Source organism: Dokdonia sp. Hel_I_63 (assembly GCF_007827285.1).
Lineage (GTDB): Bacteria > Bacteroidota > Bacteroidia > Flavobacteriales > Flavobacteriaceae > Dokdonia.
The window spans coordinates 2,322,482-2,338,717 of sequence record NZ_VISD01000001.1 but is presented as its reverse complement, the minus strand read 5'-3'; the positions used below and the strand labels follow the sequence as shown (position 1 = coordinate 2,338,717).

The window sequence follows — 16,236 nt, the reverse complement described above, 5'->3', positions numbered from 1 at the left end:
AAGATAATTATTCATTCATGAGTTATCATATTTTATAGAGTACATGTGTAATTGTTGTTTGTGAATTAAATAAGTTATTTTAGAAAATTTTGGATTGATAACATGATGATAATGAGGTGTTATTGATATTGTTTGTGATGATTTTACGCTTTCGCGAAAGCGCACCTAAAAAGTATTTAACAATTGTTAAGAAAATGCTAAAGAAATGTTACTAAAATGAGCGTCTACCTTGATTTACTCTAGTATTTTTACGGAAACAAATTCAAACTTTATGTTCAAAAAAATTTTCTTATTAATTGTAGTACTTGGCGCTTTTAGTTTGCAAGCACAAGTAACTACTTCCTCTATTTCGGGAGTAGTAAATGGAGGTAGCGAGACTTTGCCGGGAGCAAACGTACTAGCAGTACACACTCCTACAGGTACAAAGTATGGTGCTATTACAGACTTTGACGGTCGTTTTAGTCTATTAAACCTACGTGTGGGTGGACCTTATACGATCACCATGAGTTATGTAGGTTTCCAAAGTCAAGAGTTTACAGGTGTAAATCTTAACTTAGGAGAAACGTATAACGTTGAAGTAACTCTTAGTGAAGATAACAATGCGCTAGAAGAAGTAGTAATTACAGGTTCTCGCAACAACACATTTAGTGATGGCCGTACAGGTGCAGCGACAAATGTAGGTGAGAGACAATTAAAGTCACTTCCTACAATATCTAGATCTGCAGCAGATTTTTACCGTTTAGAGCCTAGTGCTTCTAGTAACGGATCTTTTGGAGGTCGTAATGATCAGTACAATAACTTTAGTCTTGATGGCGCGGTTTTTAACAATCCATTTGGACTTGATGCAGCAACTCCAGGAGGACAAACAGGTTCTCAACCTATATCTCTTGATGCTATTGAGCAAATTCAAGTAAGTACTGCTCCTTATGATGTAACGCTATCTGGATTTACAGGAGCTTCTGTAAATGCTGTAACAAAAAGTGGAACTAATGAAGTAAAAGGAACTGTTTACGGTTTTTACAGAAATGAAGATCTTACAGGAGGCAAAGTTGCTGGAGATGATGTTTTTAAAGCAGATCAAAGCCAGAATACTTATGGTATCTCTATAGGAGGACCTATTATCAAAAACAAACTATTTTTCTTTGCAAACTTTGAAAAAGAATCTAGATCAGATCTTGGAGCTCCATGGGCACCTAACAGAAATACTGGAGCAATCAATGAGTCTCGCGTATTACCAGCAGATCTTGATGCTGTTTCTGCTGCACTAGGAAGTATCCAGTATGCAGATGGTTCTTTTTATGAGCCAGGAAGATATGAAGGATTTAACTTTGATGCAGGTTCTACAAAAGCACTTTTCAAGTTAGATTGGAACGTGAATGACAAGAACCGTGTAGCACTTGTTTATAACTTACTACGCTCTTCTAAGGAAAATCCAGCAAACCCAAATGCTATTGCATTACGTGGACCTAACCAGACTACACTGCAGTTTGAAAATGCAGGATATGAAATTAACAACAACATAGATTCTTTCCAGTTTGAGTGGAATAGCGACATTGCTAGTAACATCTCAAACAAATTACAAGTAGGGTACACGTTCTTTGATGATTTTAGAAAGCCTTTTTCTACACCAGGTCCATCTATAAACATTACAAAAGGAGGACAAAACTATATCATAGCTGGTCATGAGCCATTTTCAATTTCAAATGTACTTGAGCAACAAGTTTTCCAAATCACAAACAACTTGAATATTGTCTCTGGAAGTCACACATTTACTTTAGGAACATCATTTGAGAAGTTTAGCTTTTACAACTCATTTAACTTAACAGGTTACGGTTTTGATTTATTTGGAAGTGTAGCAATCGATCAAGACATGGATTTTGATGGTGATGGAGTGCTTGATACAGATTATGTAAATGATACAACGGGAGAAACTGATCTTGTTGCTTTTCAAGATTTCTTAGTAAACCAATATCAAGGTACTTTCTTATCTGCAGAGGCAGAATTTAACGAGAATAATGGGCTTCCTATTGGCGACCCTAATGGATGGGCTCTTGCCGAAACTAACGTAGGGCAGTTTTCTCTTTATGGACAAGATCAATGGAAAGCAACAGACGATTTAACGCTTACACTAGGACTACGTCTTGATAAGCCATTATACTTTGATACAGAAGATAAAATTCAAGAGAACATTGATCGTAAAGGAACGTACCAGCCAGAAAACGTTTATGTAGATCCATCAACTGGAGAAGATATTCTTCTAGATAGTACAGTACTTCCAGACAATGGATTCTTATTCTCACCTAGATTAGGTTTTAACTGGGATGTAGAAGGCGATAAGACTTTCCAAGTACGTGGAGGAACAGGGATATTTACAGGTCGTTTTCCTTTTGTATGGTTAGGTAACCAAGTACAAGGTGTTGACTTTTTCTTCTACCAGACAGTAGATCAAGATTTCAAATGGCCACAAGTGTGGAGATCTAACATAGGTGTAGATTACCGCCTAGATAATGGTGTGGTACTTACAGGAGACTTCTCTTACACAAAAGATCTTAACGCTGCACACGTTCAAAACTGGGCACTTGATAATCCATCTGCTACATTACAAGGAGTAGATAACAGACCTATCTATCAAGCTTCAGATTTTTCTACTAATGCTTTTGGAGGACCTACAAATGCGTATGTATTTACAAACTCTGATAACGGTCGTACAATTAACGCTACGTTAAAAGCAGAAAAATCATTTGGTAACGGACTTTATGCAAGTGTAGCATATAACTACTTAGATTCTAAAAATGTAAACTCTATTGATGCAGAGATTACAGGTGATGCTTTTAACGCAAATGCAATACGTGGTAATGCAAATGATGCAGTACTATCGAACTCACGTTATGGTGATCAGCACAGAGTAATTGCTGTAGCTTCAAAGAAATTTGAGTATGGCGATGGCAAGTTTGCTACTACCATTTCTACTTTTGCAGAGTGGGCTAGAGGAGGACGTTTTAACTATACGTATGCTGGAGATGTTAACGGTGACGGAAGTAACTTTAACGACCTTATTTACATCCCAACTGCTGGAGAAGTATCACAGCAAAATTTTGCTACACCAGAGCAAGCAGCAGCATTTAACCAGTACATCGAGCAAGATGATTATTTAAGTGATAATCGTGGTCAGTATGCAGAGCGTTATGGAGCACTTGCACCATGGAGAAGCCGTGTTGACTTCCGTTTATTACAAGATTTTAATTTTGATGTAAAAGGAAAGAAAAACACAATCCAGTTTAGTGTTGACGTTCTTAACTTAGGAAACTTCATCAATTCTGATTGGGGACTTGTTGAGCAACCTAACAGTATCCAGCCAGTAAGTGTAAGCGTTGCAGACGGTGTACCTACATACACGTTCAATGAAGAGCTTACTCAAACATTTGGAACAGATGCAAGTCTTTTAAACAGATGGCAAGCACAATTAGGACTACGTTATATCTTTAACTAAGCTATTGTAGATTCTTATTATTAGCAATAAAAATGCCCCTCATTGAGGGGCATTTTTTGTTTTATAATCCTCGAAAAGGTTTAAACTCCTACGTAGTTGTAAACTGCAATAAAGTGAGAGGCTGTGCCTCCCAAAACAAACACATGAAAAATAGCATGATTATAAGGAATGCGAGAAATGCTGTAAAGAACAGCACCTATCGTATATAAAATACCTCCAGTAAAAAGCCATTGCACACCAGCTGGGTCAAGGTTTGTTAGTAATGGTTTGTATGCAAAAACGATAAGCCATCCCATCGCCACATAAAGTATGGTAGAAAGAATATCAAACCTTCCTGTAAAAAAGAGTTTTAAAACAATACCGAATAACGCGATAGACCATGCAATCCCAAAAATCCACCATCCAGTACTTCCTTCCAGAGTTACAAGTGTAAAAGGTGTGTAAGTACCTGCAATGAGCACATAGATAGCCGCATGATCAAATATCTTTAATCTAGCTCTACGTATAGGTTTTACAGCACTGTGGTAAGCCGTAGATGCAAAATATAGCACAGACATACTTACTCCAAAAATAATGAGACTAATGGTTGCTGTGGTTGATACGCTTTCGCGAAAGCATAAAAAACCCAATGCAACTACACTTGCTACAAAACCAAAACCATGCGTCCAGATATTAAGCTTTTCCTCAAGTGGGGAGTAATCTGGAGTTGGTTGTACAGTGTTTTCCATTAGTTATCTGCAAGTAAGTAATCTAGGTGTTCCTTAAGAATTTCTGTAACCTCTGCGGCTGGGCCTCTGCCTTGAGCCATTACTGCATTTTCTACAAAGCGCACCGTACCATTGCGATCCATAAATACGAGCTTAGGATACGTATTGGTTTTTAAGTCCTGTTTTAAATAGCTAGCACCATCTACAAGGTGTTCAAAATCAAAAGGTTTCTTGGTTAAAAAATCGTCGATTTTACTTTTTGGCTCAAAAGTAATGGCGACAAAATTTACGCGATCTTCATATTGCTTTTTAAGATCATTAAGGTATGGAATCTCAGCAATACAAGGAGGGCAGCTTGTAAACCATAAGTTGATGAGTGTAATTTTATCATTATAACTCTCCTTAGACTTAAGCCCGTTTGCAAGGTCTTGCAACTGAAAGTCGGGTAGGGGTTTATTAATTAAGCCATTTACTCCTACATTAATGTCTAGAGGCGCGCTATTAGATTGCGAAAGCATCACCTCGACCTCTTGTATAATTGAATCTTGTCGCACACGAGAATGGCGAACTTTAAAGTTGGCTTTAGTGTATTTCCAGCTTCCTTGCGCACCGTAAACCTCCTCTATAGATCTCAGTTTAGCTTGAAAGCTTTCTTCGTCATAGGTGTCACCTTGAAAGGTATAGTAGTTTTGTTGAGCACTTAAAGAGAACGCAACAAATAGAATAAATAGCAACGGAATTTTTTTCATCATCATAGGTATGTGTAACAAAGATAACTAATGGTATCTAACGTTCACCTATATACATTTATCGTGCCTTAGTGTGGGTTAGGGGTGAGTTTAGTAAACAATGTTTAAAGCGCTGTAAAGTGAGAAACTTGTTTTGTAATACATTTCTTTATGAGCTTTTAGTTTTGACGCTTCAGATTGAGCACGTTTTATTGTTATTCCTCTTGAGTGATAACCCCTCTTTATTCAGTTAATTTATTGTAATATGGCATTATCAAATCTTCTAATTTTTTCCGTTGCGATTTAGTCAAAGAATGTCCTGTCGGTGGATATGCTTTGGTTGGTCTAATAGCCAATTCAATTAATAATTCTTTTATTATTTCGTTACGTTCAATTCCGCGTGATAATATTTTAAACGTTGTATTATTCTGAATAACTGGTCTGTCCCAATTCGAATTCTCAAATAATTGAGAAGAAATTGAAAAAATGGAAGCAATTCCAATCCAATCATTAGGAACAATTTCAATAATCGCTTTAACGTCCTTTTTCGAGATAGAATGATTTGGTTCGTTATTTATTTTTTCGGTTACGATTTTCATTTTTCAAAACAATTAAAGCTAAATGACCACGATATAAAGCAAGCGCATTTCCCGATAGCTGTCGTGGATGCAGTGAGCCTGTTTTTATTTTTAATTAATTTAATGTAAATTTATTTGTGTATGTGTGCACAATACAGTTTTCAGTGTAATCGGGACGCTTCATGTATTGTTGTGACCGTTGCAACCAATATTGAACTTTCTATAAATGAGACGTATACTCTTTGGCAAACAGCCGCAGCGGTTTTATGTATGGTGAGTTTTTTTAAATATCCTTTCTTAGTTTGTCAGGATTTTGTCTTGTATCAAAAATTGTAATGATTTCAATTTCGTCTAGTCCTGTCGAAATTCTATAATAAAAGGTAGTTTGTTTTGTTACAACACATTTATACAAGCCTTTGAGTTCTGAGGATTGAGGGCAGCTTTCTGGTTGAAAAGATATCTGTTTAATTTTTTCAGTTAGCTTTTCAATAAACTGATCACGTGTTTTTGAATTCCAATTTTCTAAAAGATATTCGGATAGTATCAGGAGTTTTCTTTCTGCTAATTCAGATAAGAATACCTTCATTAAGAAATCTTTTTCAAGAATGAATCAAAAGAAACTCGTTTTCCACTATCAAGCTGATTAATTCCTTCATTAATTTCACTTTGTTCAGAAGTAGTTAATTCATTCCAAAAATCAACTTTTTCAGCATTTACAAAGTCAGCTACTTTTTGAATAAAATCACTATTTTCTATCGCTAAGATAGTTTTTACTAATTCTATTTTTGTTGATTGAATATCCATATTAATTGAGTTAACTCATCAAATATACAAAAAGAGTTTTTATCAGTTTGCTGAGTGATTATGCATCTCAACAAGCCACTACGTAAACCAAGTGCATCTCCTGTAACTATCGGAACTGCTTTTTCGCCTGTTTTGTTATTTTTAATTGATTGCTTAAATATACAAGTATTTAAGAAAGATGTTGCTTTCGCGAAAGGATAAATTGAGGAAGACATTGAGGTGTGAATTATGGATTGAAGTGTATTTAAAGAACCTTAACACCGACTTTACAATCGCTCTAAAACCGATTTTGAAGTGTAGCTATACGATTTATAATAATGACAAAGTATACAACTGCCTTTTGTATGGCTTATTTTGTCGTGAACTTCGAGACCTTAGGTAATCCGTCGGCACTGTTGCGATTATCGGAAGTTGCGGGAGTAGGGATGCCGAGTTGCTGGATTAACTATTTTCTTTCTTGGTTTCTAAAATAACGCATTTTAGACTTAACCCGTTATTTGAGATGAATCGATGTTAGGCACAGTTAAAATGGTAAATCCTCTGTCATAAACTCAACCATTTCAGTAATATCCTTTCTAGTATTATTTGTTAGTTTAACCTCTTCTGAATTTAATAAAAACTCTATTAAGTCTTTTTTATAACCTGCTGGTTTTACATCGTATATATCAGTAAATCCGTGGATTTTACAAAATTCACCAACTGCAGAATCAATTATTCTTGAATCAATTTCTCTTTCATCAAAATATTTTAATAGACTATTATTGTCGTGATTTGATTTGAGAGATTCAATTCTTTCTTTAATACTGTCAAGGGAATCAATTATATATTGATCTGAAGAAATTTTTGTTTGGTCTAAATTCTGAATTTTGTATTCACCAAAATGTTTTAAAAATGTGGTGTAGTTAGAATTTTCTTGAGACTCCTTATAGGTATGTTCGATTTTCTTAGATAGGTTGTCTTTAAATTTTTTAATCTTAGTAAACCTTAAGTCTCTCGGATATTCTAAATGTTCAATTGGTGAAGTATCAAAAGTATAATCTGTTTTATCATCTTTAATAATAATCGTTGGTTTATCAAATGCAAGCCTTAAACCTAACTCAAACATAACATTTGGATTTTTACCACTTACATCGCAAACTACAATTGGATTATTATAAAGGTTTTGAATGATTCTTTTCTGAATTACACCTACATCTTTACTATTACTAACTAAATTGGGTTCAAAGCCGCAATCGTAAATACTTTCACAAAGAATATTATAAACTTCTTTCCAATGTTCTGGTGTACAACCATCACATTTTGAAATAGGCATCACTATTCCACACTTTTCAGTTTTATTTTCTTTACTCATATGTTTCTTTAATTATGGCCCACGAGCCAACACACAAAGCGAGTGCTTTATTTTATGATGTGCCTATTTTTTTATTTTTTAATTGATTGCTTAAATATACACTTATTTAATAAAGATGGCGCTTTCGCGAAAGCGTAACATAGGGAAGTCCGAATGATGAGAATATTAATAAAATTCATCTTATACTTTCAATCGCTATTGATTATGTAATCTTTTTTTATTCCATTTTATTTCACAAAAAATAATTTTTCTACATCTTTACCGTTAAAGCTGTTATCTATGCGTTTAACAATTATACTTCTATTTACTTCCATGCTTGTTCATACTCAGGAAGTAAGCTACTTATCCATATATTTTAATACAGACAGTTATGAGGTTGTATCTAAGGAGAGAGTAAAGCTAGATAGTTTAGTCAAACATCATGATAGAGATTCTATTAGACTTGTTTTAAAGGGGTATACAGATCAATTTGCAGGAAGAGATTATAACCTGAAACTAGCACAACGAAGAGTAGCAGCAACAAAAGAGTTCCTTAAAGCCTTTACAATAGATACGCTTCAAGCAATAGGTGAGCTACAAGATGCTTCGTGGAGAGCACGACGCGTAGATATTTCTGTAATAGTTAAAGAAAAGAATATTCCAGATAGTTCTAACTTTATTGTAAATGAACCAAAAAATGAAGGAAATAAAAGACGAATGTTGTCTTCACGAAATCTTGATATTACTTCTTATAGCGAATTAGAAATTAATGAAACAACTGTTTTATTTGGCGTTTTCTTTAAAGGTGGAACAGACAAAATGCTGGGTAGTAGCAGTGTTATAACGCTTAGAAAAGTAGTACGTTTTTTAGAAGGATATCCTACTAGAAAGAATTTAATAACAGGCCATATTTGTTGCTCCCCTGATAGAGAACCACAACTAGATGGATATAATAACAGAACAGGTAGTATGACACTATCTGAAGATAGGGGTAAAATGGTATATGATTATCTCATAAAAAACGGAATTTCGGCAGATAGATTAGAATATCGTGGAAAGGCTTACACAGAACCGTTAGACTGGGAAGAAACTAAGAATCGTAGAGTAGAGATGACCATTCTAGAATAGTCAAAAACGGATTTTAGGGCAGTCATTTTAAAACACAAAAAAAAGTGGATACCTATTGCTAGATATCCACTTTACATATTCATCAATCAATCTTTATTCTTCTTCTCCTGTGCGTTCTCCTTCGTTTCTAAAAACGAGTTTGTCGTCAAAGGAATCTACTAATATCACACTGTCTGATGCAACTTTACCGCTCAAAATTTCTTTTGATAACTGGTTGAGCACCTCGCGCTGCATTGCTCGTTTTACAGGTCTTGCACCATATTCTGGCTGGAAACCTGCTTCCGAGATAAAGTCTATTGCTTGTTTTGTAGCATCTAGGGTAATGTTCTGTTGAGAGAGCATTTTTTGAATCCCTTTAAACTGCAACTTCACAATATCCCTAATATCCTTTCGCGTAAGCGGACTAAACATCACAATATCGTCGATTCTATTTAAGAATTCTGGTCTTATGTTTTGTTTTAATAAACCTAATACGTCAACCTTTGCAGACTCCATCGCAGCATCTACATCTGGAATTGCCTCAAAACGCTCTTTTATGATATGACTACCCATATTTGAAGTCATAATTATAATGGCATTTCTAAAGTCGGCAGTGCGGCCTTTGTTATCTGTAAGTCTACCTTCATCAAGCACTTGTAATAACACGTTAAAAGTATCTGGGTGTGCTTTTTCAATCTCATCTAGTAACACCACAGAGTAGGGGCGACGTCGCACGGCCTCCGTAAGCTGGCCACCTTCATCATATCCCACATATCCTGGAGGCGCTCCCACCAGACGGCTCACACTGTGACGCTCTTGATACTCACTCATATCTATGCGGGTCATTGCATTCTCATCATCAAAGAGATACTCTGCCAGTGCCTTTGCAAGTTCTGTTTTACCTACACCGGTTGTTCCTAAAAATAAGAACGAACCTATTGGCTTTTTCTGATCTTGTAAACCTGCACGACTACGTCGTACGGCATCACTTACGGCAACAATAGCCTCACGTTGTCCCACCACACGTTTGTGCAACTCGTCTTCTAGCTTGAGTAGTTTCTCACGTTCTCCCTGTAGCATTTTTTGCACTGGGATTCCTGTCCATTTTGCAACTACCTCTGCAATGTCTTCGCTGGTTACTTCTTCCTTAATAAGCGAAGTATCTGCTTGACTTGCAAGATCCTTTTGTAGCTCCTCAAGATGCTCTTGAGCTTCTTTTATTTTACCGTAACGTAGCTCTGCTACCAGGCCATAGTTTCCTTCGCGCTCTGCTTTTTCGGCTTCTAGCTTGTAGTTTTCTATGTCTTGTTTTGCACTTTGTACACTCTCTACAATATCCTTTTCAGATTGCCACTGCGCGTTAAGATCGTTGCGCTCCTCTTTAAGGTTTGCTAGATCTGCACGTAGGCTTTTGAGCTTATCTTCATCTTTCTCACGCTTTATCGCCTCAATCTCAATCTCTAGTTGCATCACACGACGGTCTAACACATCCAGCTCTTCTGGCTTAGAGTTGATTTCCATTCTCATTTTTGCGGCAGCTTCATCCATCAAGTCAATCGCCTTGTCTGGTAAAAATCTGCTCGTGATATAGCGTTGTGATAATTTTACCGCTGCGATGATTGCATCATCCTTGATACGCACTTTGTGGTGTGTCTCGTACTTATCTTTGATACCACGTAAGATAGAAATTGCACTCTCCGTATCTGGCTCATCTACCACCACTTTTTGGAATCTACGTTCAAGTGCCTTATCTGCTTCAAAGTATTTTTGATACTCATCAAGCGTAGTAGCACCTATGGCGCGCAGTTCGCCACGGGCTAGTGCGGGTTTTAAGATGTTTGCCGCATCCATCGCTCCTTGTCCGCCGCCGGCTCCCACCAGTGTGTGTATCTCATCTATAAAGAGTACGATATCGCCATCACTTTCTGTTACTTCTTTAATAACCGCTTTAAGACGTTCTTCAAACTCTCCTTTAAATTTTGCTCCAGCAATAAGTGCACCCATATCGAGGGCAAATATTTGCTTGTTCTGTAGGTTTTCTGGGATGTCACCATCTACAATTCTATGTGCAAGACCTTCGGCAATGGCTGTTTTACCAGTACCTGGCTCTCCTACGAGTATAGGATTGTTCTTTGTACGACGCGTTAAGATTTGTAATATGCGTCGTATCTCTTCGTCACGTCCTATTACAGGATCTAGTTTACCATTACGCGCAAGTTCATTTAAGTTTTTTGCGTATTTGTTTAAAGAATTATAGGTTTCTTCAGCGCTTTGAGAAGTTACACGATTTCCTTTACGTACTTCGTCAATCGCTGCGCGTAAATGCTTTTCTGTCACTCCTTGATCTTTTAAGATTTGAGCAACTTTGCTTTTAGTGCTAAAGATTGCGAGTATCAAATGCTCGATAGAGACATACTCATCGTTCATTTTTTTAGCAATAATACTAGCCTCCGTGAGTGCTTTATTTGCCTCGCGACCTAGTACAATATCTCCACCAGATACTTTAGGATAGCTCTGTAACGTACTATCTAAAACTTGCTGGAATAACGGAATATTTACATCAAGCTTTTGAAGTAAGAATGGTGTAACGTGCTCATCTATTTCAAAGATTGCTTTAAAAATATGCTCATTTTCTATCTGCTGGTGGCCCATTTCCTGAGCAATTTGCTGTGCTCTTTGGATGGCCTCCTGTGATTTTATGGTATAATTATTTATATTCATAGTATATGTTTAATAGACTTTAAAAGAGATAAGTACCTCTCTTTAATGTCTTGGTTTGTCCTTTGTTTGATGGACTAAAGTCAATTATTATTCCACAGCGGCTTATAGACAAAATGTCTTGTAAACTCTTGTATCAGCTGACTTTATGACTTATTTAAGAACTATTTCACGCTTTCGCGAAAGCGTAACACAGACACAACGACTACCTTTGTAAAAAAGAACTTAATTACAATGGGAATATTCAATTCAATGTTTGGAGGAGATAAGGAGCCAAAAGAGGAAAAAGCACCTATGCCTTGGAAGCAATTAACCACATTAGAGCAACTCGATCAAATCGCAAAAGATTCTGAAACGAAGCCACAGGCAATTTTCAAGCATTCTACAACTTGCGGTATAAGCCGTATGGTAATACGCCAGTTAGAATCTCAGTACGATATAGACCCTAATCAGTTAGATATTTATTATTTAGACCTTAAGGCGTATAGAGAAGTGTCTAACGAAGTAGGATATAAATTTCAAGTAATACACCAAAGTCCTCAGATGATTTTAATCAAAAATGGGACAGCGGTTTATGCAGATAGTCATGGAGCGATAAGTGCACAAGCACTCGCCGAAAAGATTTAATCTAACGCTCTTTTTGTAACCCAGATTCTATACCCGATAATCGCAAGCTGTACTTTACTAGCTTGTGTAAGGTCGAGACCACGTTTTGAATAGGAGGGAAGTACTGCCTTATTAACTTTGGCAAGAAATTTATAGAGTGTTTGCATACCGTCAAAAGTAGCTAAAAAACAAAGCCGTAACGCTATGCGTTACGGCTTTTATCTATTTATAAAGACTAGTTATTATTTCTTAAAATAATGTCTTTTATACGGTTTTTGAGGTCTTCACCAGCGTCGTACACCATTTGCTCATTAGTAGGAAACGGAACTGCTCTATTGCGAGTACGGTCATAAAGCTCATCTTCTAGTGCTCTTCTATCACCTCTATAGGTAGCATATCTGTGATCAAAAATAAACTCAGATGCTAGCGGAAGCGACTGCAAGACCTGATTAGTATTACTATCAGAATAGCGCACGCGGCCTACTACATTTACAGCTTTGTTCTGGATAAACTCAAAGTACGTGCAACGTACCGTAATCATATTATCTACCAGTACTTTCTCACCATCCTCATCATAAACCACATTACCATCTTCATCCTTTAGAACGATGGTACCGTCTTTAATTAGTTTTTCTTGTTGCACCTCTCTTTCTTTGATGCGTTCTGGTGAAATATTAATCTCTGTAAAAGCAACTTCCATATTGTAGTCGTAGGATACCTCATTAAGCGGATTGCTATGATACACGGTCCAGAAATCGTTAAGGCCGTAGGTAGAGAAGTCTAACAGCTCGTTTTCTAATCGCACTGGTAACGCTATGTTACTATCATTAAATAAAGTAACAGCAACAAAGTCTGTCCCTTTAAGATGTACAGATTCCATCATATTTTTGATGTCTTTATAACCTGGCTTAAGCGTATTTAAATAAGCTAGATCATCATAAATATTACGATAATCCTCTTTTGATGATGCAGCGGTTATGGCATCAAGGCTACTACTATATAACGAAGCAGCTAGTTTTTCCTTAGAAGATATGAGTTTATCTGTGTAGTTTACAAATTCAAAACGTGCAGATCTATTCTCGTCAATTACTTGTAAAGGTAAGATAGGTCTTATACGATCTTGACGTCTTTGTAACGATACATAGGTCTCATATATTTCTTCAAGATTTGACTGCTGATTTTCTTTTACGAGAAATGAAATACGATCTGTATCGCGCGCAGATGCTTTTGCAAATGCATCTTCAAGAAGGAGTACAAAATCTTGCTTATTCTTTTTATCTGGATTTCGTTGCAACTTCTTAAGAGTAATTGCGATGGCATCATCATAATTACCGCTATTAAGCGTTGCAGTAGTCTTTTTTACCGAATTGCAGCTTACTACAAATACGGTAGTAAGGATTGCGAGAAATAAATTTTTCATCGTACAATGGGTATTGATTGGTGATGACAACTCCAACGAGCGTGCCAAATTTATAAAAGCCCAAATGTAGCTGAAAATATACTATCGGAAAGAATGGGAAGGATGTGATTAGTACGCTTTCGCGAAAACGTGCTATATCTAAAGTAAGTTTTTAAAAAACACACACAGAGCAGGCCTTAACTCGGCGGTGTGAAGAGGTCAATTATTTATCCGAAGATAAGTTCTAATGCAGTGATGATAATTTGGATCATAATAAGATTTTTTGATTGATGATTGATTGATGAATGTTGATTGATGAATTACGTAATAATTAGTTTCCTAAATGCAAGAATGTGGTTACTATATAAGAGATGCTAAGGCTCACCATAAATACGGTATAGATTCCTAGTACTTTGTTTGTTTTTACTTGCGGCTTGTTGTTTACTTGCGTTTTCATAATGGATGGTTTTTGATTGATTAGTAATGATTGATTGATGAATGCTGATTGATGAATCTTGATTGATGAATGTTGATTGATGAATGTCGGAGTGATTAATTCCCTAAATATAAAATGTAGTTACTATATAAGAGATGCTAAGGCTCACCATGAAGATGGTATAGATTCCTAATACTTTGTTTGTTTTTACTTGCGGTTTGTTGTTTGCTTGCGTTTTCATAATGGATGGTTTTTGATGGATTAGTAATGATTAATGATTGATGATTGATGAATGCTGATTGATGAAAGCTGATTGATTAATTCCCTAATTGTAAAAAGGTAGTAACTATATAAGAGATGCTAAGGCTTACCATAAATACGGTATAGATTCCTAAAACTTTGTTTGTTTTTACTTGCGGCTTGTTGTTTGCTTGCGTTTTCATAATAGATCTTTTTGATTGTTACTAGATGCGTTGTTTGTTATTGATGAAGCAAAGAAGTCATCTTGAACGCAGTAAAACAAATTGAAAAGAAGTTTTTAATGAAATTAACATGAATATTATAACTAGATTAATGACATAGATTAAAATGTGTAATACCAATGTCTTCAAGTTGGTTGATATATGTTAGCCACAATGCTAATAATCATTCATTGTGTTAGTTCTGTAGGGACTTTTTGAGCTATTTAGAATTTTTGTAGGCAAATTATGGCTCATTTGAACCTTATTAATCCGATTTCATCATTTTGGAGTGAATTTTTACAAGTGGAAGTTGAAAAAAACAGCGCATAAAAAAGTCCGCTTTCTGATTGAAAGCGGACTATTGAAATGATATAGCTATTCCGTCCTAAATTAGAGTGCTTTAAATGTGCATGACAAAAATCCTTTCAAAAACTATTAACCTGAACAGCGATTAATTAGATTATTCTATAATCATCCAATAGTTTGTGTAAAAATGATAAGACGCAAACAAAGAAGATGCGTTTTAGAAGGGGTAGGGTCTAATCAAACTCTTGAAAACAAAAAAAGTCCCATCGTGTAGATGGGACTTTTTTTTACTTAAAATCGTTTTATGACTTTACCGTCTTTTCAATATTCTCTGCAGTGATGTCAATTACATCTTCTGCGTGATCTATATTTCTATTTACAGAGTTCTTAGCTTTTGCAGTCTCGCGCTCTAAAGCGTTTTTTAAGCTTGTAAGTTTTTCAGACACTTGGTCTTCAACTTCATTGTAACTTTCTTTTAGAGCGTCTCCGGCTTTTCTCGCTTTGTCTTTTAAAGCTGCTTTCTCTTCAGGAGACATTTTCTTGTATTTGTATAATCCTAAAGCTCCTGCTGCTACAGCGATTAGTCCTAATATACCTTTTGTGTTATTATTCATAATTAAGTGGGTTTGATTGTTGTGATATAAAGATAATGTCAAATTTGAGCTATTGATAATACTATGATTAGATTGTGTTTTAATTAATATATTTTTGGCAATAAACACCTGCTTTTTAAGAATTAACAAGTGAGAGGTGTATGCTATTTTTTGATTTTACGCTTTCGCGAAAGCATAAAAAAAGCGACTCAATAAGAACCGCTTTTAATTACTATTAAGCTACCGCAGCATTACTTGCGTAGTAGTGTAGTATATTTTTATAAAATGCCACGTTACTTGGCTTATTGCGAATACATGACTTTAAGAATTTTTCTAGATTATCAAACTCTATAGTCACTTCGGCACCTTTGTTTAGTACATCTATTCCTAAGCAAACGCTATTTGTATCAATATCTAAAACAACAGATGATGCATTAAAAAAATGTTTGATTAATGCAATGTGAAGCTGTTGAAAGCTAGCACTACGTTGAAACCTAAAATCTGTTGAATATTCAATTAAATCATTGAGACTTTTTAAGATGGTGTTGTTTGAGTGTTGCATAGCTTTTGATGTTTTTGGTTTCGTAAATTTAAAATCTAAAGTGTTAACAAAAATCTAAGGCTGAACGTTTTATAATTAGTTTAACGATAAATGACCTTTTACAAAGTACCCGAAGAGTCTATTACTCTTATGAAACTATTGGGTGAAATTATATCGCAGTTTCTTGACTAGGATAGAAATGAAAACTGATAAAAGCCTTATTATCATTTATTTATGCGGATGCTTTTTATTGTTGCTGTTATATGCTATCACGAGAGCTATCTCAAGAATTATAAGTTTTAATTCAAAAAATAATCTTAAAGAATTTGTGAAGTGTATAATTTATATTTTTTCAATTTGGTGTGTTTACTTTCACAATGCAACAGTACGCTTATATCTTATGGCACCATGTTTGCATAACTTTAATTATTA

The 16,236-nt window shown here is 35.6% G+C and carries 17 protein-coding genes; 4 read left to right on the top strand and 13 right to left on the bottom strand.

The genetic code is table 11. The annotated features are described in order from the left end of the window. Positions 1-271: 271 nt before the first annotated feature. Positions 272-3,490 carry a TonB-dependent receptor gene (locus JM84_RS10180; protein WP_144784125.1) on the top strand — a complete coding sequence of 1,073 codons (3,219 nt, stop codon included), beginning with the start codon at positions 272-274 and terminating at the stop codon, positions 3,488-3,490. An 80-nt stretch (positions 3,491-3,570) separates the two neighbouring features. Here JM84_RS10180 and trhA read toward each other — a convergent pair whose 3' ends face one another. The 5 genes from trhA to JM84_RS10155 all read right to left on the bottom strand — a co-directional run bounded on the left by trhA (position 3,571) and on the right by JM84_RS10155 (position 6,307). Further along, the gene (trhA, locus tag JM84_RS10175) at positions 3,571-4,218 is read right to left on the bottom strand and encodes a PAQR family membrane homeostasis protein TrhA (RefSeq protein ID WP_144784123.1); all 648 of its coding nucleotides are present in this window, start codon (positions 4,216-4,218) and stop codon (positions 3,571-3,573) included. Further along, positions 4,218-4,952 (bottom strand): TlpA family protein disulfide reductase, encoded by a 735-nt coding sequence (locus tag JM84_RS10170; protein ID WP_144784121.1) that lies wholly within the window; start codon positions 4,950-4,952, stop codon positions 4,218-4,220. Before JM84_RS10170 ends, trhA begins: the two co-directional genes overlap by 1 nt. Before the next feature lie 215 nt (positions 4,953-5,167). Further along, positions 5,168-5,524 carry a hypothetical protein gene (locus JM84_RS10165; protein ID WP_144784119.1) on the bottom strand — a complete coding sequence of 119 codons (357 nt, stop codon included), beginning with the start codon at positions 5,522-5,524 and terminating at the stop codon, positions 5,168-5,170. A gap of 262 nt (positions 5,525-5,786) precedes the next feature. Next, on the bottom strand, positions 5,787-6,089 hold the full coding sequence (locus JM84_RS10160) for a type II toxin-antitoxin system RelE/ParE family toxin (RefSeq protein WP_144784117.1): 303 nt from the start codon (positions 6,087-6,089) through the stop codon (positions 5,787-5,789). After that, positions 6,089-6,307 (bottom strand): hypothetical protein, encoded by a 219-nt coding sequence (locus tag JM84_RS10155; protein ID WP_144784115.1) that lies wholly within the window; start codon positions 6,305-6,307, stop codon positions 6,089-6,091. Before JM84_RS10155 ends, JM84_RS10160 begins: the two co-directional genes overlap by 1 nt. 60 nt (positions 6,308-6,367) lie before the next feature. Here JM84_RS10155 and JM84_RS15390 point away from each other — a divergent pair, with 60 nt between their 5' ends. Beyond that, entirely contained in the window at positions 6,368-6,508 is a 141-nt protein-coding gene (locus JM84_RS15390; protein WP_186439117.1) for a hypothetical protein, read from the top strand. Positions 6,509-6,830: 322 nt separating this feature from the next. Here the strand turns inward: JM84_RS15390 and JM84_RS10150 are convergent, their stop codons facing one another. Further along, complete coding sequence (locus tag JM84_RS10150; RefSeq protein ID WP_144784113.1) at positions 6,831-7,658, bottom strand: RNA helicase; 828 nt, start codon at positions 7,656-7,658, stop codon at positions 6,831-6,833. A 279-nt stretch (positions 7,659-7,937) separates the two neighbouring features. Here JM84_RS10150 and JM84_RS10145 point away from each other — a divergent pair, with 279 nt between their 5' ends. Then, complete coding sequence (locus JM84_RS10145; RefSeq protein ID WP_144784111.1) at positions 7,938-8,765, top strand: OmpA family protein; 828 nt, start codon at positions 7,938-7,940, stop codon at positions 8,763-8,765. A gap of 93 nt (positions 8,766-8,858) precedes the next feature. On the opposite strand, the gene clpB is transcribed toward JM84_RS10145, so the two are convergent. Further along, on the bottom strand, positions 8,859-11,465 hold the full coding sequence (gene clpB / locus JM84_RS10140; protein ID WP_144784109.1) for an ATP-dependent chaperone ClpB: 2,607 nt from the start codon (positions 11,463-11,465) through the stop codon (positions 8,859-8,861). Between the two features lie 231 nt (positions 11,466-11,696). Here clpB and ytxJ point away from each other — a divergent pair, with 231 nt between their 5' ends. Continuing rightward, complete coding sequence (gene ytxJ / locus JM84_RS10135) at positions 11,697-12,089, top strand: bacillithiol system redox-active protein YtxJ (RefSeq protein WP_013752097.1); 393 nt, start codon at positions 11,697-11,699, stop codon at positions 12,087-12,089. Here the strand turns inward: ytxJ and JM84_RS10130 are convergent. The 6 genes from JM84_RS10130 to JM84_RS10115 all read right to left on the bottom strand — a co-directional run bounded on the left by JM84_RS10130 (position 12,086) and on the right by JM84_RS10115 (position 15,825). After that, a complete protein-coding gene (locus JM84_RS10130; protein ID WP_013752098.1) occupies positions 12,086-12,235 on the bottom strand; it encodes a hypothetical protein in 150 nt (49 codons plus the stop codon). The two genes, ytxJ and JM84_RS10130, sit on opposite strands and share 4 nt — an antisense overlap. Before the next feature lie 68 nt (positions 12,236-12,303). Continuing rightward, positions 12,304-13,488, bottom strand: coding sequence for a hypothetical protein (locus tag JM84_RS10125; protein WP_013752099.1), 1,185 nt, complete (start codon positions 13,486-13,488; stop codon positions 12,304-12,306). A gap of 310 nt (positions 13,489-13,798) precedes the next feature. Then, a complete protein-coding gene (locus tag JM84_RS15475) occupies positions 13,799-13,924 on the bottom strand; it encodes a hypothetical protein (protein ID WP_013752100.1) in 126 nt (41 codons plus the stop codon). A gap of 296 nt (positions 13,925-14,220) precedes the next feature. After that, the gene (locus JM84_RS15470) at positions 14,221-14,346 is read right to left on the bottom strand and encodes a hypothetical protein (RefSeq protein ID WP_013752102.1); all 126 of its coding nucleotides are present in this window, start codon (positions 14,344-14,346) and stop codon (positions 14,221-14,223) included. Between the two features lie 626 nt (positions 14,347-14,972). Beyond that, positions 14,973-15,284, bottom strand: a complete 312-nt coding sequence (locus JM84_RS10120; RefSeq protein ID WP_013752103.1) for a hypothetical protein — start codon at positions 15,282-15,284, stop codon at positions 14,973-14,975. Positions 15,285-15,498: 214 nt separating this feature from the next. Next, entirely contained in the window at positions 15,499-15,825 is a 327-nt protein-coding gene (locus JM84_RS10115) for a hypothetical protein (protein WP_013752104.1), read from the bottom strand. Positions 15,826-16,236: the final 411 nt, after the last annotated feature.

Excerpts from the sequence above, each read along its gene's own strand:
- JM84_RS10180 (WP_144784125.1), top strand. The coding sequence starts at position 272 with ATGTTCAAAAAAATTTTCTTATTAATTGTAGTACTTGGCGCTTTTAGT.
- trhA (WP_144784123.1), bottom strand. The coding sequence starts at position 4,218 with ATGGAAAACACTGTACAACCAACTCCAGATTACTCCCCACTTGAGGAA.
- JM84_RS10170 (WP_144784121.1), bottom strand. The coding sequence starts at position 4,952 with ATGATGATGAAAAAAATTCCGTTGCTATTTATTCTATTTGTTGCGTTC.
- JM84_RS10165 (WP_144784119.1), bottom strand. The coding sequence starts at position 5,524 with ATGAAAATCGTAACCGAAAAAATAAATAACGAACCAAATCATTCTATC.
- JM84_RS10160 (WP_144784117.1), bottom strand. The coding sequence starts at position 6,089 with ATGAAGGTATTCTTATCTGAATTAGCAGAAAGAAAACTCCTGATACTA.
- JM84_RS10155 (WP_144784115.1), bottom strand. The coding sequence starts at position 6,307 with ATGGATATTCAATCAACAAAAATAGAATTAGTAAAAACTATCTTAGCG.
- JM84_RS15390 (WP_186439117.1), top strand. The coding sequence starts at position 6,368 with ATGCATCTCAACAAGCCACTACGTAAACCAAGTGCATCTCCTGTAACT.
- JM84_RS10150 (WP_144784113.1), bottom strand. The coding sequence starts at position 7,658 with ATGAGTAAAGAAAATAAAACTGAAAAGTGTGGAATAGTGATGCCTATT.
- JM84_RS10145 (WP_144784111.1), top strand. The coding sequence starts at position 7,938 with ATGCGTTTAACAATTATACTTCTATTTACTTCCATGCTTGTTCATACT.
- clpB (WP_144784109.1), bottom strand. The coding sequence starts at position 11,465 with ATGAATATAAATAATTATACCATAAAATCACAGGAGGCCATCCAAAGA.
- ytxJ (WP_013752097.1), top strand. The coding sequence starts at position 11,697 with ATGGGAATATTCAATTCAATGTTTGGAGGAGATAAGGAGCCAAAAGAG.
- JM84_RS10130 (WP_013752098.1), bottom strand. The coding sequence starts at position 12,235 with ATGCAAACACTCTATAAATTTCTTGCCAAAGTTAATAAGGCAGTACTT.
- JM84_RS10125 (WP_013752099.1), bottom strand. The coding sequence starts at position 13,488 with ATGAAAAATTTATTTCTCGCAATCCTTACTACCGTATTTGTAGTAAGC.
- JM84_RS15475 (WP_013752100.1), bottom strand. The coding sequence starts at position 13,924 with ATGAAAACGCAAGTAAACAACAAGCCGCAAGTAAAAACAAACAAAGTA.
- JM84_RS15470 (WP_013752102.1), bottom strand. The coding sequence starts at position 14,346 with ATGAAAACGCAAGCAAACAACAAGCCGCAAGTAAAAACAAACAAAGTT.
- JM84_RS10120 (WP_013752103.1), bottom strand. The coding sequence starts at position 15,284 with ATGAATAATAACACAAAAGGTATATTAGGACTAATCGCTGTAGCAGCA.
- JM84_RS10115 (WP_013752104.1), bottom strand. The coding sequence starts at position 15,825 with ATGCAACACTCAAACAACACCATCTTAAAAAGTCTCAATGATTTAATT.